This window comes from Silvibacterium acidisoli (assembly GCA_022870745.1).
In the GTDB taxonomy this organism is placed as follows: domain Bacteria; phylum Acidobacteriota; class Terriglobia; order Terriglobales; family Acidobacteriaceae; genus Silvibacterium.
Genome location: CP085323.1, coordinates 2,599,392 through 2,622,666, shown reverse-complemented (window position 1 = coordinate 2,622,666; position 23,275 = coordinate 2,599,392). Strand labels below are relative to the sequence as shown.

Here is a 23,275-nt window from a genome sequence, read left to right as displayed (position 1 = left end):
TTATTTAATAAAACACTAAACTAAATTTCTACGAACCAGCGAATGGGCGGATGATGACAGCGTGAGCCCTACAACTTTATCCGCGCCTTCCACACCCGAGCTGACACTGCTTGCGCTCGAGCACTACAACAAGCCTCTGCTCGAACTGCTTTATGAAGCACACTCCGTGCATCGCGAGTATCACGCTGAATCGGAGATACAGAAGTGTGTCCTGCTCTCGATCAAGACGGGTGGCTGCCCGGAGGATTGCGGCTACTGCTCGCAATCCGCGCACCACGACAGCAAGCTGCCGCGTGAGCCGCTGGTGTCTGTAGAGACAGTCCGCGAAGCAGCGCAGCGGGCAAAGGAAGCCGGTGCGCAGCGCTTCTGCATGGGCGCAGCGTGGAGACAGGCTCCGGAAGGCGAGCCTTTCGACCGCGTGCTGCAGATGGTGCGCGAGGTGAAGGCGCTGGGCATGGAGGCGTGCGTAACGCTGGGCATGCTTAATCCGGAGCAGGCCGTGAAGCTGAAGGAAGCCGGACTCGACGCCTACAACCACAACCTCGATACGAGCCGCACGCATTATCCGAACATCATCAGCACACGCACGTACGATGACCGCCTGGATACGATCCACTCCGCGCGCGCCGCGGGCCTTACCGTGTGCAGCGGTGGCATTCTCGGACTGGGTGAGAGCGTGGACGACCGCTGCGCGATGCTGGCGGAGCTTGCGTCGCTCGATCCTCAGCCGGAGTCAGTGCCGATCAACCTGCTTATGCCGATGAAGGGCACACCGCTGCAGGACGCTCCGCAGGTGCCGATTCCCCACCTTATCCGCACCATCGCCGTGGCTCGCCTGATGATGCCGAAGGCGCGCGTCAGGCTCTCTGCCGGGCGCATCACGCTCTCGCAGGAGGCGCAGATTCTCGCCTTCTTCGCAGGCGCAAACTCGATCTTTATTGGCGACAAGCTGCTGACGGCTTCCAATAGTTCCCTCTCGGGAGACCAGGCATTGTTCGCCGCGCTCAGCGGAAGCAGTGCTCATGCCGCGAACTGAAGAGACAGAGAGCATCGGCGCACGGCTCGACGCGAGGCTGGCTTCCATTCGGAGCAAGGGCCTCGCTCGCTGCCTGCGCGAGCCGGAAGGCATCGATCTTTCCTCGAACGATTATCTCGGGCTTGCCAGTCATCCGCTTGTGAAAGAGCGGATGCGTGCGGCAATCGAAGAATATGGCTGCGGGGCGACTGGATCGAGATTGCTGCGCGGAGAGCGCCGCTGCTTTTCCGAAATTGAACGCCGCTTCGCCGCCTTCAAAGGCGCAGAGGCCGCGCTCTACTTCAGCAGCGGATACCTCGCGAACCTCGCCGTGCTTTCGACCTTTCTCGAAGAGGACGATATTGTTCTCTTCGACCGCCTGAATCATGCCAGCCTGATCGATGGCATGAAGCTGGGCGGTGCGAAGAAGGTGATCTATCGCCACTGCGACATAGAAGATGTAAGGCGCTGCCTTGATCGCTACGGCAAAGACAGGCAGACGTTTCTCGTGACGGAATCACTCTTCAGCATGGATGGCGATGCTGCTCCGCTCGCCGAGTACGCAGCGCTGTGTGACTCGACAGGCGCGGCGCTGATCGTGGATGAGGCGCATGCTGTCGGCGCGTATGGGGCGACAGGCAGCGGCATGCTGGAAGCGCTGAACCTGTGCAGCAAAACCTTTCTCTCGATCAATTCCGCCGGGAAGGCGCTTGGAGTCAGCGGGGCGTTTGTCACCGGCTCTGCGCAGGCTATCGAGTACCTGCTGCAGCGCGGACGCAGCTTCATCTTTTCGACTGCGCCGCCACCGTCGGTTGCCGCGGCGATTGATGCTGCGCTGGACGTTCTCGCGAAAGAGCCGGAACGCATTGTGGAACTCCACCGGTTGTCGGGCTACCTGCGCGGTCTCCTCAGACAGAACGGCTTCGAGGTTGAGGAAGCGGGTTCGCAAGTTGTTCCTATCATTCTTGGCGGCACGGTGCGCGCTGTGAACGTTGCGACGACACTGCAGGGTGCGGGGTTCGATGTGAGAGCGATCCGCCCGCCAACGGTTCCGGAGGGAACGAGCAGACTTCGTATCTCGGTTAATACCAAGCTGACGCATGAAATCCTGGATCGCTTTGCGGAAACGTTGGTCCGGGCAGTAAAGGAGCACGGCGCTTGAAGGGTGTATTTGTCACCGGTACGGATACAAATGTGGGCAAGACGACTGTTTCGGCGGCGCTGATGCAGCGTTATCGCATGTCGCATGAGCTTTGCTATTGGAAGCCGGTGCAGACAGGCGCGCCTCCGGATAACGATACGGAAACCGTGCGCGGGCTTGGCGGCTGCACGGATGGGGAGATGTTCGACAACGGCATTCGGCTCCCTGTGCCGGTTTCTCCGCATCTCGCGGCCCGTCTCGCCGGGACGGAGATCAGCATTGAACAGGTGATGAAATACTTGCCTGCGAATACTGCCGGCAAGAGCTGGATTGTAGAAGGCGCTGGTGGCGTGCTGGTTCCGCTCAATCGCAAACAAATGATGATCGACCTGATCGATGCGCTCACGCTGCCGGTCGTCATCGTAGGCCGCGCAGGTCTGGGAACGATCAACCACACGCTGCTCACCGTCTCTGCGTTGCGTGCTCGTTCGATCACCGTTGCCGGTGTGGTGCTGACTGGCGAGGGCATCGATGACAACGCAGATTCGATTGCTGAGTTTGGAAATGTGAAGATCCTGGGGCGGATGCCACATCTGGCGGCGGTTACGGAAGGACAGATTCGCCATTGGGCGCAGCGTGAACTGGATCGCGATGGCGTACTGGCGAAAGCGATGGAAGGAAGATGGGATTGACACAACAGAACTGGGAGATTTCAGATCGCCACCTTTGGCATCCATACACGCAGATGAAGACCGCGCCTGCGCCTTTGCCCATTGTGCGCGCCAAGGGCGCGATGCTCTACACCGCGGATGGCCGCGAGATCCTGGATGGCGTCTCATCGTGGTGGGTGAACATTCATGGGCACAGCCATCCGTATCTGAACGAGGCGCTTGCGCAGCAGGCAAATGAGCTCGAGCATGTGATGTTTGCAGGGTTTACACATCGCCCTGCGGTGGAACTGGCAGAACGCCTCGCCGGTGTACTGCCGCACGGCCTCGAACGCATCTTCTACTCTGACAATGGATCGACCGCTGTGGAAGTCGCCATGAAGATGGCGCTGCAGTACTGGAGCAACCTGGGCGAGCCGAAACGCACGCAGTTTATTGCGTTGAAACATGCTTATCACGGAGACACGGTCGGCGCGATGTCGGCGAGTTCGCCGTCGCTGTTCACCGCTCCCTTCTCGCCGTTCCTGTTTTCTGTTTTACGCGCGCCAGTAGATCTCTCGGAAGACTCCGAGACTCGCAGCCTGCTTTGCCTGCAAGCGATGGAGAATCTGCTGAAGAGCCAGGGCGACACCATCGCCGGAGTGCTGATCGAGCCGATGCTGCAGGGTGCTGGAGGCATGATCGTGTGGCCTTCGAGCTTTGTGCGCGGGGTTCGTGAATTATGTAACCGCTACGGCGTTCTTTTTATTGCCGATGAAGTTCTTACCGGCTTCGGCCGCACCGGTGCGATGTTCGCCTGCAACCACGCTGGTGTGAGTCCGGATATCATCTGTCTTTCGAAGGGCCTTACCGCCGGCTACATGCCGATGGGCGTGACCGCCTGCACCGGGTCGATCTACGAGGCCTTCCTGAGCGATGATCGTCGTAAGACCTTCTTCCACGGGCATTCGTTTACGGCGAATCCGCTGGCTTGTGCGGTTGCGCTTGCCAGTCTTGATCTTTTCTCGAGGGAAGGCACGCTTGATCGCGTGAAGCGTATCGAGGCGAAGTTCCAGACCGAACTGCCTCGCTTTGCCGCGATGGATCGTGTTGCTGATGCGCGCACGATCGGCGGTGTCTTTATTCTCGACCTGCAGGAAGAGGCTGGAGGCGGCTACCTGGATGCGAACGGCCCGAAGCTTGCGCGGGAGTTTCTGCGGCGCGGCCTGCTGCTGCGTCCCCTTGGCAACGTGCTGTACTTCATGCCGCCTTACTGCGTGAGCGACGAGCAGGTTGCGTGGGCATTTGCGAAGATGGAAGAAGTGCTGACCGAATGGGTGGCATGAGGATCGCCGCGACAGGTGCGGCTGTGCCATCTTCCGGCACGGGCAACGCAGAACTGGAAGCGCGATTTGCGCTTGAAGAAGGATGGATCGCGCGCCGCACCGGCATTCACTTTCGACCGACTGCCGATCCGAAGGCCGCTGTCTCTGACCTTGCGGTTGCAGCGGCGGCGCAGGCGGTTGCATCCGCTTCTATTGACCCTACAGAGATTGGCTTGCTGCTGCTCGCGACGAGCACTCCCGACCATTTGCTTCCGCCAACGGCTCCGCTGGTGGCGCATCGACTTGGATTGCAACAAGCCGGAGCGATCGACCTGGCGGGAGCGTGCTCGGGCTTTCTCTATGCGCTGGTGATGGCTTATACGACAGGCGCGGCAATGGGCAAGCCTGTGCTTGTTATTGGAGCCAACCTGCTTTCGCGGCGTGTGAGTGGCGAGGATCGTGACACTTCCGTTCTGTTCGGCGATGGTGCGGGTGCTGTATTGCTGGTGCCCGATGCTTCGTCAAACCTTGAGGGATTTTTTCTCGGCTCGGATGGTTCGCAGTATGAGTCGATCATGATTCCGGCGGGCGGCAGCCGCGAACCGCTGACGGCGGAGAACCTGGCTGCAGAGCGCAATCGCATCACGATGCTTCGCGGGCGCGGATTGTATCGCCATGCCATCCGCATGATGGCCGATGCCGGTGTTCGCGCCATGCGACATGCCGATGTGTCGATCGACAACGTCGACTGGTGGATTCCGCACCAGGCGAACCTGCGGCTGATTGAGGAAACAGGCGAGATGCTTGGCATTGCTCGCGACCGTACCGTGTTTACGGCGGATCGATTTGGAAACAGCTCGGCCGCGACGATTCCGATCGCGCTCGATGATGCGATTCGTGCGGGCAAAATAAAACGAGGCCAGCGTCTTCTGCTGACCTCGGTGGGTGCCGGCATGATCAGTGCCGGGGCTGTGCTGCGCTATTGATCTTTGTAAGTCTTGCTCTCCGAGACCGGAATGATCGAGATTCCGTTCTGCGGATAGTGATCGACCTGTGCGTTGGTGTTGAGCGCAACCGAACCATCTGCGTTTGACACCGGGTTCACGCCGATGTTCCATCCATCGACAACGACCAGCGGAGCGTCACCTTTAAGGTCCGCCTGTGCGGCCTCAATGTGAATCTCCTTGCTTTCGTTTGGAACCAGTGAAACGTAGTTGTCGGTGTAGTAGACCGGCAGCACGCGTTCTCCCGACTGCTTGCGGCGAAGCTGGATGTGCGCCATGACCGCGACCTGGTTTGTGGGGTTGTGCAGCGTGACGGTGAGAAGAGTCTTGCCATCAGCATCGTGGCGTTCGATCTTCGCGTCGAGCGTGACAGTCGGCAGCTTGTTCATGTCGCGCAGGTCGTCCTGGTGAGCGGCCTGCGCCTGCCAGTAGAAGTTGTCTGACAAGAGCTTGCCCGATGCATCGTGCAGCGTGAGCTTTACGAAGTAGACCGAGGAGAGCGTCTGCGGCAGCGCGAGCTTTTCGAGAACCGTCGCCTTGCTTGGGCCTGCGGTCACCGGATAGTCGTGCTGGTACTGAACGGAGCCGTCGAGGTTATAGATTGCGACGTGCGCTTTCGCGCCTGACAGTTCAACCGGCTGATTGTTGATGACTTCGATGTTACCGTTGCTCTCGTTGAGCTGGATGTGCTGGCTCTGACCGGCCTTCTGCACTGCGAAGAGCGACGACATCGGTTCCAGGTCATGATGGTATATCTGCCAGGTGAAGCTGGGCTGCGCCGGGTTGCTCATCCACGTGATGACGCCGGTGGTTGAATTGAAGAGCTTCGCGTTGCGGCCCTCGTACATGGCGCGGAAGGCTTCGTAGTTTGCGAGTTGCGACTTGCGGACGAAGTCGGCCATGTTCGCGAGTTTGCCGTAGCGATCGGCGAGAATCTGCGGGTAGACGTCGCCGCCCTGCGCACCCTTGGCCAGATCATGCTCGGCCCAATCGTCGTTGATGCTCTCCCAGTCCTTCTGCGGCATCATGCCCTGCAGCGATTCGATGGTGGGAATCGAGGTGCTGCCGACTTCCGTTTTAAAAGCTTCGTCGAAGCTGTAGTATTCGCGGGGCGTGCGCCAGTGGTATGGGCCGTGCGAGCTTACGCCGCGGCCATCGGTCGAGCTGGGCTGGTAGAGGCGTGAGGGCTCGAGTTCTTTCATCAACACGCGGAGGCGATCATCGATCTCCTTGGGCGGATAGCCTTCGTTGCGGGCGCACCATACGGCGATGGCAGGATGGTTGCGGTAGCGCAGGATCTTTTCACGCACGTTGGCGATGTAGGTATCGAGGTCGTCAGGGTTCGGGCCGTCGCTCGGGTTGGGCTGGAAGAATTCGTCCCAGAGCAGGATGCCGTACTTGTCGCACATCTCGTAAAAGTCTTCCGACGTGCTCTGGCCGACCCAGTTGCGGATGAGGTCCATGTTGGCGAGCTGGTGCATGCGGACCTGCGCTTCGAGGCGTTCGCGTGGAATGCGCTTCATCGCTTCATCAAGGCCCCAGTTGCCGCCGCGGATGAAGATTTTGACGCCGTTGACCGAGATGGTCAGGAACTCGGAGTCAGGCACGGCATAGGTGATCTTGCGGACGCCGAAGGAGACATCGTGCGCGTCGGATGGCTTGTTCTTGAGATCGAAACTGAGGTGAAGCGTGTAGAGGTTCTGCGGACCGTATCCGTTGGGCCACCAGAGCTTCGGGTTCATCATGTGCAGGACCGGCATTGTCTTCGGGTTGAATTCGACATCCTGCGATGCATGAGGAGCGACCTCTACCTCTGTTTGAAAGACGATGCCGCCAAAGCTGCCTTTGAGCACCCCTTTTTCAGGTTTATCGGAGACGTTTTCCAGCGTTGCCTTCACCGTCACATCGGCCGAGTCGGTCTTCGGCAGCGGCAGGTCAGTCGTGATGAGAGGATTCTTTACGAGCACCGGGCCGGTCGCAGAAAGAAATACCTTCTGCCAGATGCCCGAATCGCGATCACGAATGGCGGGGATCCAGTCCCATCCGATGGTCGAGAGGAACGTTGGGCCATCGATTGCGCTGACGCCGCCGTTGAGACCCATGCCGTTCACGATGGTGTGCTCGTGCGGCACGCCGGGATGCGGCTGCGGCGTGACCAGCACGGCAAGCGTTGCTGTCTTGCCGGGTTTGACAATCGAAGAGATGTCGAAGATACCGCGGCTGAAGGCTCCGTGGATCATGCCCTGCTTGGTTCCGTTGACCCAGACTTCAGCGGTGTAGTTGATGCCGTCGAAGTTGAGCCAGATGTGCTTGCCCGAGTAAGACTTTGGCACGTCGAAGGTAGTCCGGTACCAGTACGGCGTGCGGGCGATCGATTCGGGAATGCGATCGGGACGATTGTTCTCGCCATAGAGCGGTTCGGGATAGACGCCGTCATTCACGAGGCTGGTCAGGATGGTTCCAGGCACGGTCGCGGCGAGCCAGCCTTCGGGCTTGTAGTCGGCCTTCGAGAGCACGTCGCCGGTCTGCGTGACCTTGGGCTGCGCCTGCAACTGCCATCCGGATGAGACGGTGACGTCGGCCGGAAGATCGGAACTGGCCCTCGCAGTAAGGCAGCAGACAGAGGACAGCAAGAGTGAAGAAAGAAGTGTGACGATTTTTCCTGTACGGACCAGCAAGGGGTGCTCCTGACTTGGAAGAACTGTTAACGACATTGTATTTTCCCGGCGACCGTGAGGAATTATTCCGGATTCACGATCGACGTGAAGGGTGACGCGGGCAGTCCTTCGTTGTTATAGAGATTGGCATCGGTGTAGTTCTGCCAGCCGTAGCGAACGTACTTCGGTTCTGGAACAGACGGGCTGCTGACGATAATCGTCTCTCCCTGAATCTGACCAGTGGCAGGCACAAATTTCCTGTCGGCTCCTGCGACTTCAAATCCGGTGAGTGTGCCATGCGGCTGCATTCCTTCGGCGTGGGTGAACCAGACCTTGATGGTCGCGCCTTCGGGATTCGCCTGCTCGAACAATGGGCCTGAGTATTCGAGCTTTTCTCCGTATACGGTTGCGCGCGCCCACAGAGCCAGACGTGCTCCTACCGTCTCTTTGTCTGGCGGATGCACGTTGTCTGCCTTGCCGATATCGGTCGTCACTGCCATGCCGGTGTTGCGCAGGGCGAGCGTCGTTCGCTGGGCTTCGCGCACGATTGGCCATACCTCCTGCGGCGTGGAGGTGAAGCTCGACAGCTGCACGTACAGGAAGGGCATATCCGGCTCCTGCCAGTGCTGGCGCCAATCCTGGATGAGCGATGGGAACAGCTTTTTATAAAGGAAGTTTCGCGCCATCGAGGAGTCAGTTTCGCCCTGGTACCAGATCACTCCCTTGATGGGCATGGGCGTGAAAGGCGCGACCATCGCGTTGTAGAGCGAGGCCGGCGCATACGAAACGAGATCGGGATGCCAGCCGCGCTTGGCCGGTGGCTGGCCTTTGGCGATGGCGATTTTATCGAGGGCTTCATGCCGGGCCTGCGTAGTTTCTCCGTTTGCCAGCTGGTTGTAGGCGGCGTAGACCGGCATGAGCGACGCGTCGGCTCCGATGGTGTCGAGGCTTACCCAGGTTGCAGCGGGCGTTCCGCCCCAGGTGCTGTCGATCAGGCCGATTGGCACTTTCTCATGCTTCAGCAGATCGCGTCCGAAGAAATATGCTACCGCGGAGAACTGCCTTGCAGTTTCCGGCGTGCAGCTTTGCCAGGGCGTGCCGGAGACGATGTCTTCAAGCGGATAGGTCGCGCCTTTTTTGTCGACGCGCAGCAGGCGCATCTGCGGATAGTTGGCGGCGGCGATCTCCTGCTCTCCGTTCTTAACGGGCGTATCGGGACCGAAGCCGGCAAGAGGCATCTCCATGTTCGACTGGCCGGAGGCGAACCAGAGATCGCCGACCAGGATGTCGTCGAGTGTGATGGTGTTCGTGCCCTGCACTGTGAGCGTGTAGGGGCCGCCAGCGGGCTGGGGTGCGAGGTAGACGCTCCATCGACCGACGGCGTCGGCGGTGGCTTCGCCTTTGGCTCCGTGGAATTCAACACTGACCTTCTCGCCCGGCGAGGCATCTCCCCAGACGTGCACCGGCTGCCCTCGCTGAATCACCATGTGACTGCCAAGCACTTTCGGCAACGACACTTCAGCCATCATGGCCGTGGAGCAGGTGAGCACGGCAACCAGGGCAAGGGCAGAGCGGAGAGGTTTCATGGGAGCTCGCTATACATGAATTTCCGGTAACAGGTCCGTCCCGGTGTGGACCATTCAAACATATCCATATTTCGATTGAAAACTCTTTGATGATTACGTTATCTTGCCGCGGGGCTCGAGGATTCCTGATCGGGCGAACTGACCACAGGAGTCGTAATGCATCGCAGAGAGTTTCTTGCCGGGGTCGCGGCAGTTGGAGTTGCCGGGCACACCCTTTTGTCCCCATATCCCACAGCGGCGCAAACTACGGGTCAGCCGACGGCTTTGCCTATCGAAAAGATCCCGCGCTGGCGTGGCTTCAACCTGCAGTGGGAACGGCACCAGGGCGACGCCATGGCTCACCCCTTCGCGGAAGAAGATTTCGCCACCATGCAGGACTGGGGCTTCAACTTCGCCCGCCTGCCTTTGTCCTATTGGATATGGGGCAAGCCGACGGACTGGACCTATATCAACGAAGAGCCGTTGAAGGAACTCGACCGGGCCATCGACCTGGGCAAGCAACATAGTATCCACATCAACCTGAACTTTCATCGCATTCCGGGTTATTGCATCAACCAGCGCGAACTGGAGCCTGCGGACCTGTTCACGGGACGCGTGGATGAGCGCAGGAGAGCGCTGGAGGCAGCGGTTTATCACTGGCGTTATTTTGCGAAGCGCTTCAAGGGCGTTCCCACCACGCAGCTCAGCTTCGACCTGATCAACGAACCGCCGAAGATGCGGTCTTATGAAGGCGAATTCCAGGAGCGATATGTCGAGGTAGTAAAGGCTCTGGTCGCTGCGATTCGCGAAGAGAGCCCGCGTCGGCTGATCTTCGCCGATGGCATCAACATCGGCCAGAATCCCGTGATCGAACTGGCCCCGATGAACATCGTGCAGAGTACGCGTGGCTATCAGCCCAAAGCTGTAAGCCACTATGGCGCCAACTGGGTTCCGAAAGATGAGTACGAAACGACGAAGGTGCCTACATGGCCGCTCACAGATGACAAGGGCACGCGCTGGGATCGCGCGCGGCTACAGGTTGAGTATGTCGATAAGTACAAGGAGCTGACCGACCTTGGCGTGCAGATTCACGTGGGCGAGTGGGGCTGCTATAACCAGACACCTCATGACGTGGCGCTCGCGTGGATGAGCGATTGCACAAGCGTCTGGAAGCAGGCTGGCTGGGGCAATGCCCTGTGGAACCTGCGCGGCACCTTTGGCGTGCTCGACAGCGAACGGAAAGATGTTGCTTATGAGGACTACAAGGGACACAAGCTCGACAGAAAGATGCTTGAGGTTCTGAAGAAGGCATAGTTCGGGGATAGGAAACGAGGTTCGATCATGTCATTGCCGAAGCCAGCATTCAGGGTGCGAATTGCTATTGCCGTACTCAGCGTTGCGATGTGTATCCCCGCGCTTGCGTTTCAAGCCCAGCCTGGCGGTAGAAAAGCAGCGTCCCCGCTAGACTCGATCACTTATCTCCCGGCCAATAAAGCTTCCTACGAAAAGCTGCAGAAAGAAGTGGAGACAACGCTTCGCCAGGACGTGCTGTTGGCATGGTTCCCGAAGGCCGTCGACAACGAGCACGGAGGCTTCTACTCCGACTTCTCAAGAGACTGGCAGCGAATGCCGAGCCACGGAAAGTTTTCTGTCTTCCAGGGAAGAATGACCTGGATCTCCGCGCAGGTCGTCATGCGGCGTCCTGACCTGCGCGATCAGTTTCTTCCCTACGTCTCACACGGAGTCGACTTCCTTTCGAACGTAATGTGGGATAAGCAATACGGAGGCTTCTATTGGGGGCTCGATGACAATGGCAAAGTCACGCCGGAGTTCACCGATGGCAAGCAGATGTATGGCATCAGCTTCTGCATCTACGGGCTCGCCGCCGCATACAAAGCCACTCACGATCCCAAGGCGCTGGCGAAGGCGCAGGAGGCTTTCCGGTGGATCGAAGAGCATGCACACGACAAGGTGAATGGCGGCTACTACGAGTGGCTTACGCGTGAAGGCGAGCCGATGAAGGCCGAGCCATACGCATCCGTCGTAAAGCTGGATTCGGGCTTTCCTGTCGGCTACAAGTCGATGAACACCCACATTCACCTGCTCGAATCGCTGACCGAGTTATACGGAGTATGGAAAGACGACACGCTCAGGCAACGTGTGGCTGAGCTGCTCACAATCGTTCGCGACAAAGTCGCTGTCGAACCCGGTGTGATGAATCTGTTTTTCACCGCAACATGGCGCCCAGTGCCGGATCATGATTCCTATGGGCATGACATCGAGACGACCTACCTGATGCTCGAAGCTTCAGAGGCCCTGGGCAGAAGCGACGATGAAGAAACAGAACGGGTGGGAAAGATGATGGCCGACCACGCCATCGCCTACGGATGGGACGAGGCTCATGGCGGCGTCTATGAGTCCGGAGGCTACATCGGCAAGCCCGACGGCCTGCGCAAGGAATGGTGGGTCGAGATGGAGACGCTGAACACGCTGCTCCTGCTGCATGAAAAGTATGGCAAGGAGACAGATACGTATTGGAAGCATTTCCAGATGCAGTGGCAGTACATTACGAAGTACCAGGTCGATCACCAGTATCACGGCATGTACAACATGGTGAAGCCTGACGGCACTCCGCAGAGCACTGACAAAGGCGTGATCTGGAAAGCTGCTTATCACGATGGGCGCGCATTGCTGAATGTCTCCGAGCGGCTGCAGAGGCTGGCGTCAGCCGCGTCCGATTAGCTGAAAAGACAATCGCTTGCCTTTGAGTCAAAGAGGTAACATGAACTGCTGGCAGTTGCTGATCGAATGATCCATGACGGACCCTCACACCATGACCAAACGCGCGACCATGATAGAAGTTGCAAGGCTGGCAAACGTGGGGACAATGACCGTCTCACGCGTTCTGAACAATTCCACGCATGTCAGTCCTGAGACAGCCAGCCGAGTACATGCCGCCATTGAGAGGCTTGGTTATCGCCCCAACGAAATTGCACGCGCGCTGCGTGGAGCGAAATCAAAGTCTATCGGCCTGATCGTGCCATCGCTCGCGGATCCCTTCTTTGCAATCTGCGCTCACAACATCAACACCGTTGCCCGATCGCAGGGCTATGCCATGATTCTGGCCTCGTCGAACGACAGTCCCGATACGGAGTTCGCGCAGGCGGAGTGGATGCTGCAGAAGCACGTGGAGGGGTTGCTTATCTGCCCTGTGTCGGCCGCACATCCTTCGAGACTCGGCGATCCCATCTTCCAGCGCACTCCGATCGTTTCATTCGATCGCCCGCTCGCGCTACCGAATGTTGCCAGCGTGGTGGTTGAGAATCATGCAGGCGCAAAAAAAGGGACGCAGCACCTGATCGAGCATGGCCATAAACATATCCACTTCCTTGGAGATGCTCCTGACCTCTTCACCATCAAAACCCGGCATGAAGGGTACCGCCGCGCACTGCTGGCGGCAAAGCTTACACCTGGAGAATGCATGACCTGCAACTCGGAGGAGGCGGTTTTCGACTACCTCAAGCGCGTCCTTGCGGAGCCTCATGCTCCGAGCGCGATCTTTGCGGGAAATAATCGCATCAGCCGCTACACATTCCGAGCACTGAATCGACTGGAACTTCGCATTCCCGATGACATCGCTGTCATTGGATTCGACGATTTTGACATGGCAGACATGATGCAACCGCCGCTTACCGTCATCAATCAACCGGTAGACCTGATGGGCAGAACCGCTGCCGACGTGCTTTTCGAAAAGTTGAGGCTGCCTATGGAGGAATGGCCAGAGCAGGAAAGCCGCACCTCCCTGAAAGTACAGCTTGTCCTGCGCGCATCATGCGGTTGCGCCTTTGGAGCGAGCACGGTCGAGGAATGACCGGGGCCTGCGATGCCGCCGCTTTTATAAAAGCTTTATGGACTCTCTACGGACTTGCTATGGAAGCCGATGTGAAATGGTCTTCAGGATCATCTCATGCGACTTTTTCTAGTTACAGGTTTGTTTTGCCTTTCGCTTTTCCGGCCGGCTTCGCTTCTTTCGCAATCCTCCTCACCATTACCGAATGCACCCGCTCCAACAGGTAACTTCTTCGAGCGCCTGGGCAATGCTTATCTGAGCGACTGGAAGCCTTCTACATCTGCATCGGCTGCAGCGCCTCGCCGAGGTTATCCGGCCCCGCTGGATTCGCCGCCCTTTCCCAGCAGCGACTACTCCGTGGGCGGTACACCTGTGATTGGCGCGCCTGACACGCAGACGTACATCATGATGCAGGCGATCAATGGGAATCGCGGCCGGGTGAAGATCTACGGCTGGCTCAATGGAGGCTTCAACGTAAGCACCTCAAACAAGGGCGATGCCGCCAACTCTCCAGCTTCGTACTACTACAACCCCAATCGTGTTACTCCTGACCAGGAAGTTCTGTATATCGAGCGGCTGCCTGACACCGTGCAGACCGCGCACTGGGACTGGGGATTTCGCCTGGCCCAGCTCTGGGGGCAGGACTATCGCTACACGACCGCCAAGGGCATATTTTCGCAGCAGCTGTTACAGAAGAACCATGAATACGGCTATGACCCTGTGATGTTCTACCTCGATCTCTACAATCCACACATCGCGAAGGGTATGAATATCCGCATCGGCCGCTACATCTCTCTGCCGGATATCGAAGCGCAGCTGGCGCCGAACAACTACACCTACTCCCACTCATTGCTTTACACCGTGGATCCGTATACGCAGACGGGAATCGTCACCAGCACCAAGCTCTCCGATCACTGGATGGTCCAGGTCGGTATTTCCGGCGGCAACGACGTTGCGCTCTGGACGAAGGACGCGGAGCCCACAGGGACCGCCTGCGTCGATTACACATGGCATGAGGGGCGTGATGCCTCTTACACCTGCGCCAATTCGTTCAATCGCGGCAACTATGCTTATAACAATATTCAAAGCTACTTTGAGACTTGGTATCACAAGTTCAACTCCCGCTGGCACACGGACACAGAAAGCTGGTACATGTACGAGCGCAATGTGCCGAACATTGCCGGTAACGTAAGCAATCCGATACCGACCGAGACCGGCGCAAATGGCGCGTTCTGCTCGGCGGGCGAACAGAAATGTTTCGCGCCCGAGTTTGCAGTCGTGAACTATGTCGAGTATGAGCACGACACGCACAACTACTTTTCGTTTCGCACGGATTTTCTCAACGACATCAAGGGCCAACGCACCGGCACGCCTACGAAGTATTCAGAACACTTGATTGGCTGGGGCCACTGGATCGGTTCGACCATCCTGTTCCGGCCGGAACTACGGCTGGAGCACTCATATGACCGGCCTGCCTACGACAAAGGTACAAAGTCGACGCAGTTCATTTTTGCGGGCGACATAACTTATCACTTCTAGCTTCGAAATCGGCCCGCCACGATCGTGGCGTGGCACAGTACAATACAAAAGGATGTCTGCGGGAGTGGCGAAATGGCAGACGCACCAGACTTAGGATCTGGCGGAGCAATCCATGGGGGTTCAAGTCCCTTCTCCCGCACCATACCTTCCCTGCTGTAGTCTGAATGCAGTATGAGCCAGACACAGCAACCCCAGCCGCAAATCCAGATGACCAAATCGCCGAATTATGGCGAGAGCTACTCCAACAGCGTCCAGGTACGCGTGAGCGTATGGGACTTCTTCGTTGCCTTCGGGCTGGTTCACCAGGATTCGCCCGAGAAGGTCACTATCGAGGCCAGCCATGGCGTGTACCTGAGCCCGCAGCAGGCCAAGGCGCTCTGGAATGTCCTCGGGCAGAACATCGCGCAGTACGAGCAGACCTTCGGCACGATCGCACTCGAACCGCAGGCGCAGCAGCCGCTACCCTCGCCGCACGGTCCGATTCACTAGAAGCAGGGAAAGGCAGGTCCCTCACTTCGTTCGGGATGACAAAGCAAACGGGGGGAGCCTGAAGGCTTCCCCCCGTTTGCTTTGACCTAGCGATTGCCGAGGTCGTCGTGCTGGTGATAGTTCGGATACGGCGGGACCGGGAACTGCGGCACCGGATGCTCCTTCAACTGATCGAGCACTACCTGCACAGCTTTCTCTAGCTGCGCATCATGCCCGGCGGCAACATCCTTCGGAAGATCTTCGACCTCGACATCTGGTGCAATGCCGTGGTTTTCCACCTCCCATTCGCCTTTCAGTCCATAGATGGCGTAGCGCGGTGCGGTGACACCGCCGCCGTCGAGCAGAGTGGGATATCCGCCGATGCCGACGAGGCCGCCCCAGGTCTTCATGCCTACAAGCTGACCCAGGTTGGCTTTGCGGAAATACCATGGCATGGCGTCGCCGCCCGAGCCTGCTGATTCATTGATGATCATGGCCTTCGGTCCGAAGATGGCTCCGACCGGATCATGTATCGCCTTGCCGTCGCGTTCGATGGCGTTGCTCATGGGCACGCGGCGCAGCACGTCGGTTACATAGTCGGCGATGAATCCGCCTTCGTTGTAACGCTCGTCGAGCACCACGGCCTGCTTGTCGAGCTGTGCGTAGAAGTAGCGGTTGAAGTTGGTGTAGCCAGCGCCGCCAGTGTTCGGCATGTAGATGTAAGCCACCTTGCCGCCGCTCAGCTGGTCGACCTTGTGGCGATTGCCCTCGATCCAGTCGAGATGGCGCAGGCCAAACTCTGAATCGGCAGGAACGACTGTTACATTGCGGCCATCGCTGCCATCGGCCTTATGGCCAACGCGCAGCACGGTCTGCTTGCCGGCTGTTCCATCGAAGAAGCTGTAGAGGTTATCGGTTGCGTGCAGTTCCTGGCCGTTTACTGCAAGCAGGTACTCGCCTTCGGTGATGTTGACGCCGGGGAGCGTCAGCGGTGCGACGAGCGAGGGCGTCCAGTTCTGGCCGTTGTAGATCTTCGCGAACTTGTAGCGACCGCTTTCGACGGCATAATCTGCGCCGAGCAGACCAGTCTTCGGCGAGTGGTCGGGCTTGCGCGGACCGCGTACGAACATGTGGCCCACGTTGATTTCGCCGAGCATCTCGTTCGAGAGGTAGGTGAACTCGGTGCGTGAGGCGAGGCCATCGAGATAAGGATCATAACGGGCCTTGATCTTCGCGATGCTCAGCCCATGCAGGTTGGGATCATAGAAGAAGTCACGCTCGATCCTCCAAGTTTCCTGGTACATCTGCTTCCACTCGGCGCGCGGATCGACCTTCGCCTCCATGGCTCCGAGGTTCAGCTGCTTGCCTGCGGGCGCATTGGGCGCGCCGGGTTTCAGATCGGAAGCGTCGGCGATAGCCCAGTGCTCTCCGCCTCGGGCGTATAGCACCTTTTCGCCGTTCGATGAAATCACGAAGGCATCGATGCCGTGCAGGACTTCTTCGGTCTCGCGTTTCTCAAGCGTGAAGCGCCAGAAGGATTGAATGCCTGAGCCTCCGCCGCCGCTTGCACGGCCTACCGGGCTGCCTTCGGCGAGATAGAGGACACCGGTCTTGCCTGCGCCGATGTCTACGTAGTTGCGCGGAGGAATGGGCAGGGAGAGGATGCGGTTGCCGATGCCGTCGAGATCGATCTTCACTTCGACGGGCTTGTCGTCCTTCTTGTCCTTATCTTTGTCCTTATCTTTGTCCTTGTCTTTGTCCTTGTCTTTGTCCTTGGCATCCTTCGCTGCGTCGGCGGGCTTTGCCGCCTTATCTTTATCAGCATCGGGCGCTGGCTTGTCGTCCTTCTTGTCGTCCTTCTTTTCGTCCTTGGACTTCTCGTCGTCGCTCTCGGGTGGGATCGGCGACTCGCCATCCTTCGAGAGCACGACGATGTAAGCAGCGCTGGTGGTGGCGCGATCGAGCGATGAGAGATCGATACCGGCATCCGATGGACCATCGTCAGTCGATGCGACGAAGTAGAGATACTTGCCTCCGCGATCGAAGACCGGGTGCATGGCGTCGCTCATGCCGTCGGTGATCTGCGTGGACTTGTGCGTCTCCATCGAGTAGAAGAAGATCGCGTGCAGCTGGTTCTCCAGATCGCGCGAGTAGGCGATCCACTTGGAGTCGGGCGACCAGCTGATGTTTCCGAAGGCCGTTCCGAAGCCGCCGTAGATGCCGGTGTCGATCTTTACCGGCTTGCCTGCCTCCACGTCGACATACCAGAGATGCAGGTGCTTGTCGCTGTAGACGATGTGCTTCGAATCAGGCGACCAGAGCGGCGAATAGAAGTAGGAAGGATTGGGGCCGAGATCGATGACCTTGGGCGGCGTCAGTCCGTCCTGTGCGCGGATGTAGAGCTGGTATTCGCCGGAGGCATCGCTGAAGTAGGCGACAGACTTGCCATCGGGCGACCACGCAGGATCGCGCTCGGCCACGGCAGGAGTCCTGGTCAGGTTGCGGACGTCGCCCTTCTCGGCGGGAACGGTAAAGATCTCTCCATGCGCTTCGAAGACAGCACGCGCGCCAGTCGGAGAAACCGAGGCGTTCTGAATTTCCATGGGCGAGATGTTGACCAGTTGCGGCTCAAGGCTGGTGAGATCGCCGTGGATGGTGATCGGAATCGCGTGTTCGCTATGACTGGCAATGTCGTAGAGGTGCAGCGAGCCGAACTGTTCGTAGACCAGCGCGTCAGGACCGGCATTGACGGTCTTGAAGTCGAAGCCGTGATTCTCGACGACTTCCTTCACCTCTTTGCTCTTGGTGTTGTAGGAGAAGAGCGAGACCGGACCTTTACGGTTCGAAAGGAAGTAGACGGTATCGCCTACCCAGACCGGGCTTGAGTCGTCCGAGTCTTCGCGCGGAACCTTCACGAGGTCGAGCGTCTTCAGATCGACAAGCCACACGGCCGTCTTCTGGCCCCCGTGGTACTGCTTCCATGCCTGCTGCCATTTCTCCAGCGGCACATAGGCGATGGTGTGGCCGTCGGGCGAGAGGCTGCCTTCGACTGCGCGGGGCAGCGGAAGCGGTTCGGGCGTGCCGACTCCGCTTACATGCACACGGAAGAGATTTACATAATCCGACGCGCTTTGCCGGGTGCTGGCGAAGATCAGGTCCTTACCGTCGGGGCTCCAACTGGAGACGATATTCGCGCCCGTGTACCAGGTAAGGCGGCGGGGAATGCCTCCACCAGCAGGCATGACGTAGACATCGATGTTTCCGGCGATGCGGGCGGAGTAGGCGATCTGCGAACCGTCAGGGGAGAAATACGGTCCGGCGACGATGGCGCCAGTCGAGGTCAGCCGCTGGGCTTCGCCGCCTTCGCGGGAGGCGGTCCAGACATCGTCGGCATAGACGAACGCGACCTTGTCTTTGCTGATCGCAGGGTCGCGCAGCAGCAGGGGGGTTGCGGCAAACGCGGAAGAAGCAGCCGTGAGCGCAAGGAGGAAACAGGCACTTCTCTTAAAGAATGGCATCTAGTGGCTCTCGAGTAGGAAGGCTAAAATTTTCCGCCTAGTCTATCTTGTTCATTTTGCTTTGTCAGTCGCTTTTATCCTGCGGGGAGTGCCGCCGGTCACAAATCAGCCGCTCCCTTGTGGGTGCGATAAGCTGGAACCACCATGAATTACGAAGATCAGGATCTATCGAAGGTGCGCGTGGCCGTGCTGGGCGCGGGCAAAATGGGCGGAATCCTTCTGCAGGCATTCCTCAAGCAGCAGCTCTTTGCCCCCGATCAACTGCTGGCAACCGTAGCGCACGCCGATCGCGCAGCGGTGCTCTCAACGCAATGGGGCATCGAGGTATCGACGGACAACCTGGCGACTGCGCGGCAGGCCGACATCATCCTGCTCGGCGTAAAACCCTTCCAGATCCCCGATCTCGTGGCCCAGATTCGTCCAGCGCTCTCGCCGGAGAAGGTTCTGATCTCCTTCGCGGCTTCGGTGAAGACCGGAGCAATCGAAGAGGCTGCAGGCATGGAGATTCCAGTCGTGCGCGCCATGCCGAATACCCCCTCGATGCTGGGCGCGGGTATTTCAGCACTCTGCCGTGGCCGCTACGTGAGCCCGGCTCAGCTGGAGATGGCGACGCGCATCTTCGAAACCGTGGGGCGCACGGTCACGGTCGATGAAAAGCACATGGATGCGGTGACCGGGCTCTCCGCGAGCGGCCCGGCGTTCATCTACATCATTCTGGAATCGCTGGCCGAGGCCGGCGTAAAGGTGGGCCTGCCGCGCGATATCGCCACGCTGCTGGCGGCGCAGACGACCTTCGGTTCGGCACGGATGGTGCTCGAAACCGGGTACCACCCAGCGTTGCTGAAGGACGCAGTGACCACTCCCGCAGGATGCACCATCGACGGCATTCTTGAGCTCGAAGAAGGCGGCTTGCGCGTGACATTGATCAAAGCCGTGATGCGCGCCGCGCAGCGGGCGAAAGAACTCGCTGCAGGCTAAACGGCCAATGCGAAGAATTCTGCTGGCGGCGGAGTTTGTCCTGCTCTTCGTCGCCGGGCCGGTATTGCTTGCCCTGCACCGGGCAAGCTTTCCGCCGCTTCCGCTGCTCTGGCTGATCTTTGCCTACTGCCTGGTCGTATTGCTGCGCGATCCGGAGTTCGAGCGCAAACAATTGTGGAATGCGGCTCCGCTGCGGCGTGAGTTGCCATCCATTCTGGGATTGTTCCTGCTGGGTGTGGCGCTAATCGGGACGCTTGCGGCGGTGCTCTACCGGCCGCTGCTCTTCGGGCTCGTCCGAACACATCCGCTGCTCTGGGCGTTGATCATGGTGCTTTACCCGGTGCTTTCGGTTTATCCGCAGGGCGTTATCTACCGGGTGTTTGTGATGCACCGTTACGGCAAAGGCAAACCGGGTGCGATCGCCATCCTGCTGAGCGCGTGCTCCTTTGCGCTGATGCACGTGGTTTTTCGCAACCCGGTTGCACTGATTCTGACTTTTGCCGGAGGCCTGCTATTTGCCTGGCGGCAGGCTCGAACGCAATCCCTGCTGGTGAGCTCAATCGAGCACTCGTTGTACGGCTGCCTGCTCTTCACGGTCGGGCTGGGCCAGTTTTTCTACGCCCGCTCCATCTGAGACATCGAAGTACTGTGGATAGATGGTTTGGTCTTACTGCGGATGGGTGGTTTCGTCCGTAGCCTTCTGGTCAACTTCCTTGGTCGTATCCTTGGTCTTGGTCTTGGCTTCAGCAGCCGAGTCCTTCGCCTTGCTTCCGGCTTCCTTGTTGGGCGCGAAGACATGCTCCGTGCCTTCCTTGGTCTTATTGAAGGCCTTCTGGGTTCCTTCCTTGGTCTTGTCGTAACCCTTGGTGGTGCCTTCCTTCGTCTTGTCGTAGGCCTTTTCGGTGCCGTTCTTGGTCTTGGTGCCGGCCTTCTTCGTCGTCTTCTTGGTCTTGTGATAGGCCTTCTTGGTACCGGTCTTCACACCGTTTCCGGTGGACTTGGCGGCGTCCTTGGTGTCGGTCCCGGCGTTCTTCATATCCTGTTTGGCGGTGGAATCCTGGGCCGAAACAGTCATACCGGCCCCACACAGCAGCGTGGAAGCCAGAAGGATAGAGAGAAAGCGTGAGTTTTTCATACGTTTAGACAGTGATTCCCTTTCAGACCAATAGGTTGCGCTATCCAGGGATTAAAATCAAACAAGAGAGGGAGCATCGGCGTGAATACCGTCACCGAGCCCGTTTTCGCGGCTTCTGCCAACCTTCAACCACCATCCTCGGCGCTGCGGCGCTTTGCCTGGGGAGTGCTCGGCTGCAATGTCGCCGTTGTGCTCGAAGGCGCAGCCGTCCGCTCGACCGGGTCCGGCGCAGGCTGCGGAGACCACTGGCCGCTCTGCAACGGGACGGTTGTACAGCACCATCCGACTCTCGCGACTCTCATCGAATTCACGCACCGCAGCATCAGCGGCATCGCATTGATTGCCGTCGTCGCGCTGGTCTTCTGGGTCTTCCGCAGGACGATCAAGGGACACATCGCGCGGGCTGCCGTCGTCGCTTCGCTGATCCTGATACTGAACGAAGCGCTGCTGGGCGCCCTGCTGGTGCTGCTGGGCAAGACCGCTCACGACCAGTCGGCTTCCCGCGGCGTTTACCTCGCGCTGCACTTCACCAATACCCTGCTGCTGCTCGGAGCGCTTACGCTTACCGGGCACTTTCTCTCTCGGCGCGCTGGATTTATGCGTGGCAGCGTGGAACTGCGATCATCCAAAGTAGCCCTGACTGGTGTGATCTGCCTGCTCTTTGTTGGCGTGGCCGGATCTTTGGCCGCTCTGGGCGACACTCTCTTCCCCGCAACAAGCCTGCGCGAAGCCCTGCTGCAGGACTTTGGCCAGACGGCCGGACACGTGAGCTGGCTCATCCGCCTGCGCTGGATTCATCCGGCATCGAGCTTCATTGCCGGAATTTTCCTGCTATGGCTGGTTGCCAACGGTCTGCGGACGCAGGCGAATCAGAGGCTCTCCCTGTCCGTCATCTTCCTGCTCGGATTGCAGTACGCGCTGGGCGTTGCTGATGTGGTTCTGCTCACGCCCACGTGGATGCAGATTCTGCATTTGCTGGGCGCGGATCTGCTCTGGATTGCGGTCGTCGTGCTCTCGGCGCGTCTTTGCCTTCGCCCGATCGGCTGTGCCGCCAACTCCTGCGCTGCTTAGGCGAGCGATAGCCCGAGCGTAAACAGCAGTCCTGCGACCGAAATAATGGTCTCGAGAATCGACCAGGTTTTCATGGTCTCCGGCACGCTCATGTTGAAGTACTCCTTGACGAGCCAGAAGCCTCCATCATTGACGTGAGAAAAGACCAGCGAGCCGGCTCCGGTTGCCAGGGCCAGCAGCTCGGGCCGCGCGCCCGCGGTGTGGGCTGCGATCGGAGCGACGATGCCAGCGGCGGTCGTCATGGCGACCGTAGCCGAGCCCGTTGCCAGCCGGATCATCGCAGCCGCCAGCCATGCCAGCACCAGCAGCGGTACATGCGCATTCACCGAGTAGCTGACAATCGCCTGTGAGACGCCACTGTCCTGCAGGATGCGGCCAAAGCCTCCGCCAGCGCCAACCAGCAATGTAATCGAGGCAGTGGGCGCGAGACACTCATTCGAGAAGCGGAGAATCTGCTCCTTCGAAAAGCCGCGCATCTTGCCGAGAACGACGAAGCTGACCAAGACTCCGACGGCGAGCGAAATATCCGCATTGCCGAGCAGGTGCAGGACGTTATTCAGAGGCGTCCTGGGAGTTGTCAGCGCATCGGCCCAGCTGCCGATCAGCATCAGGAACACGGGCAGCAGGATGGTCATCACGACAACCCAGAACCCCGGCATGTCCTGCCGCTCTTCGCGATCCGTGAACTGCTCGGCGATGGGGTTCTCTGCGGGCAGATGAACATGCGGCTCGATAATCTTCGTAAAGAGCGGGCCGGCGAGGATCGCGGCGGGAATGCCGACGATCAGGCCGTAGAAGATCGTCCGGCCCACGTCCGCTCCGTAGGTAGTCACCGCCAGCATGGCAGCGGGATGCGGCGGCATCAGGCCATGCACCACGGAAAGCCCGGCAACCATGGGCAGGCCGACACGGATGAGCGACGAGTTCGTCCGCCGCGCCACCGTAAACGCGATGGGAACGAGTAGAACGAAGCCCACCTCAAAGAAGACGGGCAGGCCCACTAGAAATCCAATGGCGACCATCGCCCAGGGCAGGTGCTTTTCGCCCGCGATGCGAATCAGCGTGAGCGCAATGCGGTCAGCGCCTCCGGACTCGGCCATCATCTTGCCCAGCATCGTGCCCAGGCCAACCACGATGGCGATGTGGCCGAGCGTTCCGCCCACGCCGGTCTCGAAGGACTTGACGATCATCGACATGGGCATGTCCGTGGCGATGGCAAGGCCGAGCGAGCAGAGCAGCAGCGTGATAAAGGGGTTGAGCTTGAAGACGGCAATCAGCGCAATCAGCGCTACCACCGAGGCGGCCGCTGCGGCGAGCAGAAAAATGCTGTGATGATCGATCATCTACGCTGATCCACCGATT

General features: G+C 59.1%; 18 protein-coding genes and 1 tRNA gene. 14 read left to right on the top strand and 5 right to left on the bottom strand.

From position 1 onward, the window contains the following. Positions 1 to 61 precede the first annotated feature (61 nt). From bioB to LJD29_RS10970, 5 genes are read left to right on the top strand one after another with little or no spacing between them, the layout of a single operon-like run. A complete protein-coding gene (bioB, locus tag LJD29_RS10990; protein WP_446745804.1) occupies positions 62 to 1,036 on the top strand; it encodes a biotin synthase BioB in 975 nt (324 codons plus the stop codon). Continuing rightward, positions 1,023 to 2,177 (top strand): aminotransferase class I/II-fold pyridoxal phosphate-dependent enzyme, encoded by a 1,155-nt coding sequence (locus LJD29_RS10985; protein WP_446745803.1) that lies wholly within the window; start codon positions 1,023 to 1,025, stop codon positions 2,175 to 2,177. The genes bioB and LJD29_RS10985 overlap by 14 nt, the downstream gene beginning before the upstream one ends. Then, positions 2,174 to 2,848 carry a dethiobiotin synthase gene (bioD, locus tag LJD29_RS10980; protein ID WP_446745802.1) on the top strand — a complete coding sequence of 225 codons (675 nt, stop codon included), beginning with the start codon at positions 2,174 to 2,176 and terminating at the stop codon, positions 2,846 to 2,848. Before LJD29_RS10985 ends, bioD begins: the two co-directional genes overlap by 4 nt. Further along, a complete protein-coding gene (gene bioA / locus LJD29_RS10975; RefSeq protein ID WP_446745801.1) occupies positions 2,839 to 4,149 on the top strand; it encodes an adenosylmethionine--8-amino-7-oxononanoate transaminase in 1,311 nt (436 codons plus the stop codon). Before bioD ends, bioA begins: the two co-directional genes overlap by 10 nt. Next, positions 4,146 to 5,114, top strand: coding sequence for a beta-ketoacyl-ACP synthase 3 (locus LJD29_RS10970; protein WP_446745800.1), 969 nt, complete (start codon positions 4,146 to 4,148; stop codon positions 5,112 to 5,114). The genes bioA and LJD29_RS10970 overlap by 4 nt, the downstream gene beginning before the upstream one ends. Here the strand turns inward: LJD29_RS10970 and LJD29_RS10965 are convergent. After that, positions 5,108 to 7,810 carry a glycoside hydrolase family 2 protein gene (locus LJD29_RS10965; protein ID WP_446745799.1) on the bottom strand — a complete coding sequence of 901 codons (2,703 nt, stop codon included), beginning with the start codon at positions 7,808 to 7,810 and terminating at the stop codon, positions 5,108 to 5,110. The two genes, LJD29_RS10970 and LJD29_RS10965, sit on opposite strands and share 7 nt — an antisense overlap. 62 nt (positions 7,811 to 7,872) lie before the next feature. After that, positions 7,873 to 9,375, bottom strand: coding sequence for a sialate O-acetylesterase (locus LJD29_RS10960; RefSeq protein WP_446745798.1), 1,503 nt, complete (start codon positions 9,373 to 9,375; stop codon positions 7,873 to 7,875). 156 nt (positions 9,376 to 9,531) lie between these two features. Here LJD29_RS10960 and LJD29_RS10955 point away from each other — a divergent pair, with 156 nt between their 5' ends. The 6 genes from LJD29_RS10955 (at position 9,532) to LJD29_RS10930 (ending at position 15,232) form a co-directional block, all read left to right on the top strand. Continuing rightward, positions 9,532 to 10,668 carry a glycoside hydrolase family 5 protein gene (locus LJD29_RS10955; RefSeq protein ID WP_446745797.1) on the top strand — a complete coding sequence of 379 codons (1,137 nt, stop codon included), beginning with the start codon at positions 9,532 to 9,534 and terminating at the stop codon, positions 10,666 to 10,668. 27 nt (positions 10,669 to 10,695) lie between these two features. Then, positions 10,696 to 12,096, top strand: a complete 1,401-nt coding sequence (locus tag LJD29_RS10950) for an AGE family epimerase/isomerase (protein WP_446745796.1) — start codon at positions 10,696 to 10,698, stop codon at positions 12,094 to 12,096. Between the two features lie 73 nt (positions 12,097 to 12,169). After that, positions 12,170 to 13,225, top strand: a complete 1,056-nt coding sequence (locus LJD29_RS10945) for a LacI family DNA-binding transcriptional regulator (protein WP_446745795.1) — start codon at positions 12,170 to 12,172, stop codon at positions 13,223 to 13,225. Positions 13,226 to 13,321: 96 nt separating this feature from the next. After that, on the top strand, positions 13,322 to 14,743 hold the full coding sequence (locus LJD29_RS10940; RefSeq protein ID WP_446745794.1) for an outer membrane beta-barrel protein: 1,422 nt from the start codon (positions 13,322 to 13,324) through the stop codon (positions 14,741 to 14,743). Between the two features lie 58 nt (positions 14,744 to 14,801). Next, positions 14,802 to 14,885, top strand: a tRNA-Leu gene (locus LJD29_RS10935). A gap of 29 nt (positions 14,886 to 14,914) precedes the next feature. Next, positions 14,915 to 15,232 (top strand): DUF3467 domain-containing protein, encoded by a 318-nt coding sequence (locus LJD29_RS10930; protein WP_446745793.1) that lies wholly within the window; start codon positions 14,915 to 14,917, stop codon positions 15,230 to 15,232. Positions 15,233 to 15,318: 86 nt separating this feature from the next. On the opposite strand, the gene LJD29_RS10925 is transcribed toward LJD29_RS10930, so the two are convergent. Beyond that, positions 15,319 to 18,729, bottom strand: coding sequence for a S41 family peptidase (locus tag LJD29_RS10925; protein ID WP_446745792.1), 3,411 nt, complete (start codon positions 18,727 to 18,729; stop codon positions 15,319 to 15,321). 144 nt (positions 18,730 to 18,873) lie between these two features. Here LJD29_RS10925 and proC point away from each other — a divergent pair, with 144 nt between their 5' ends. Beyond that, positions 18,874 to 19,707 carry a pyrroline-5-carboxylate reductase gene (gene proC / locus LJD29_RS10920; RefSeq protein ID WP_446745791.1) on the top strand — a complete coding sequence of 278 codons (834 nt, stop codon included), beginning with the start codon at positions 18,874 to 18,876 and terminating at the stop codon, positions 19,705 to 19,707. A 7-nt stretch (positions 19,708 to 19,714) separates the two neighbouring features. Continuing rightward, positions 19,715 to 20,341 carry a CPBP family intramembrane glutamic endopeptidase gene (locus LJD29_RS10915; protein WP_446745790.1) on the top strand — a complete coding sequence of 209 codons (627 nt, stop codon included), beginning with the start codon at positions 19,715 to 19,717 and terminating at the stop codon, positions 20,339 to 20,341. A 33-nt stretch (positions 20,342 to 20,374) separates the two neighbouring features. Here the strand turns inward: LJD29_RS10915 and LJD29_RS10910 are convergent, their stop codons facing one another. Continuing rightward, positions 20,375 to 20,842, bottom strand: a complete 468-nt coding sequence (locus LJD29_RS10910; RefSeq protein WP_446745789.1) for a hypothetical protein — start codon at positions 20,840 to 20,842, stop codon at positions 20,375 to 20,377. Positions 20,843 to 20,923: 81 nt separating this feature from the next. On the opposite strand from LJD29_RS10910, the gene LJD29_RS10905 reads away from it, so the two are divergent. After that, on the top strand, positions 20,924 to 21,913 hold the full coding sequence (locus LJD29_RS10905) for a COX15/CtaA family protein (protein WP_446745788.1): 990 nt from the start codon (positions 20,924 to 20,926) through the stop codon (positions 21,911 to 21,913). On the opposite strand, the gene LJD29_RS10900 is transcribed toward LJD29_RS10905, so the two are convergent. Then, complete coding sequence (locus LJD29_RS10900) at positions 21,910 to 23,256, bottom strand: GntT/GntP/DsdX family permease (protein ID WP_446745787.1); 1,347 nt, start codon at positions 23,254 to 23,256, stop codon at positions 21,910 to 21,912. The genes LJD29_RS10905 and LJD29_RS10900 overlap by 4 nt on opposite strands. Between the last annotated feature and the right edge of the window lie 19 nt (positions 23,257 to 23,275).

Coding starts and splice junctions, on each gene's coding strand:
- LJD29_RS10960 (WP_446745798.1), bottom strand. CDS start 9,375: ATGAAACCTCTCCGCTCTGCCCTTGCCCTGGTTGCCGTGCTCACCTGC.
- LJD29_RS10945 (WP_446745795.1), top strand. CDS start 12,170: ATGACGGACCCTCACACCATGACCAAACGCGCGACCATGATAGAAGTT.
- LJD29_RS10900 (WP_446745787.1), bottom strand. CDS start 23,256: ATGATCGATCATCACAGCATTTTTCTGCTCGCCGCAGCGGCCGCCTCG.
- LJD29_RS10955 (WP_446745797.1), top strand. CDS start 9,532: ATGCATCGCAGAGAGTTTCTTGCCGGGGTCGCGGCAGTTGGAGTTGCC.
- proC (WP_446745791.1), top strand. CDS start 18,874: ATGAATTACGAAGATCAGGATCTATCGAAGGTGCGCGTGGCCGTGCTG.
- LJD29_RS10925 (WP_446745792.1), bottom strand. CDS start 18,729: ATGCCATTCTTTAAGAGAAGTGCCTGTTTCCTCCTTGCGCTCACGGCT.
- LJD29_RS10950 (WP_446745796.1), top strand. CDS start 10,696: ATGTCATTGCCGAAGCCAGCATTCAGGGTGCGAATTGCTATTGCCGTA.
- LJD29_RS10970 (WP_446745800.1), top strand. CDS start 4,146: ATGAGGATCGCCGCGACAGGTGCGGCTGTGCCATCTTCCGGCACGGGC.
- LJD29_RS10930 (WP_446745793.1), top strand. CDS start 14,915: ATGAGCCAGACACAGCAACCCCAGCCGCAAATCCAGATGACCAAATCG.
- LJD29_RS10915 (WP_446745790.1), top strand. CDS start 19,715: ATGCGAAGAATTCTGCTGGCGGCGGAGTTTGTCCTGCTCTTCGTCGCC.
- LJD29_RS10985 (WP_446745803.1), top strand. CDS start 1,023: ATGCCGCGAACTGAAGAGACAGAGAGCATCGGCGCACGGCTCGACGCG.
- LJD29_RS10910 (WP_446745789.1), bottom strand. CDS start 20,842: ATGAAAAACTCACGCTTTCTCTCTATCCTTCTGGCTTCCACGCTGCTG.
- bioA (WP_446745801.1), top strand. CDS start 2,839: ATGGGATTGACACAACAGAACTGGGAGATTTCAGATCGCCACCTTTGG.
- LJD29_RS10940 (WP_446745794.1), top strand. CDS start 13,322: ATGCGACTTTTTCTAGTTACAGGTTTGTTTTGCCTTTCGCTTTTCCGG.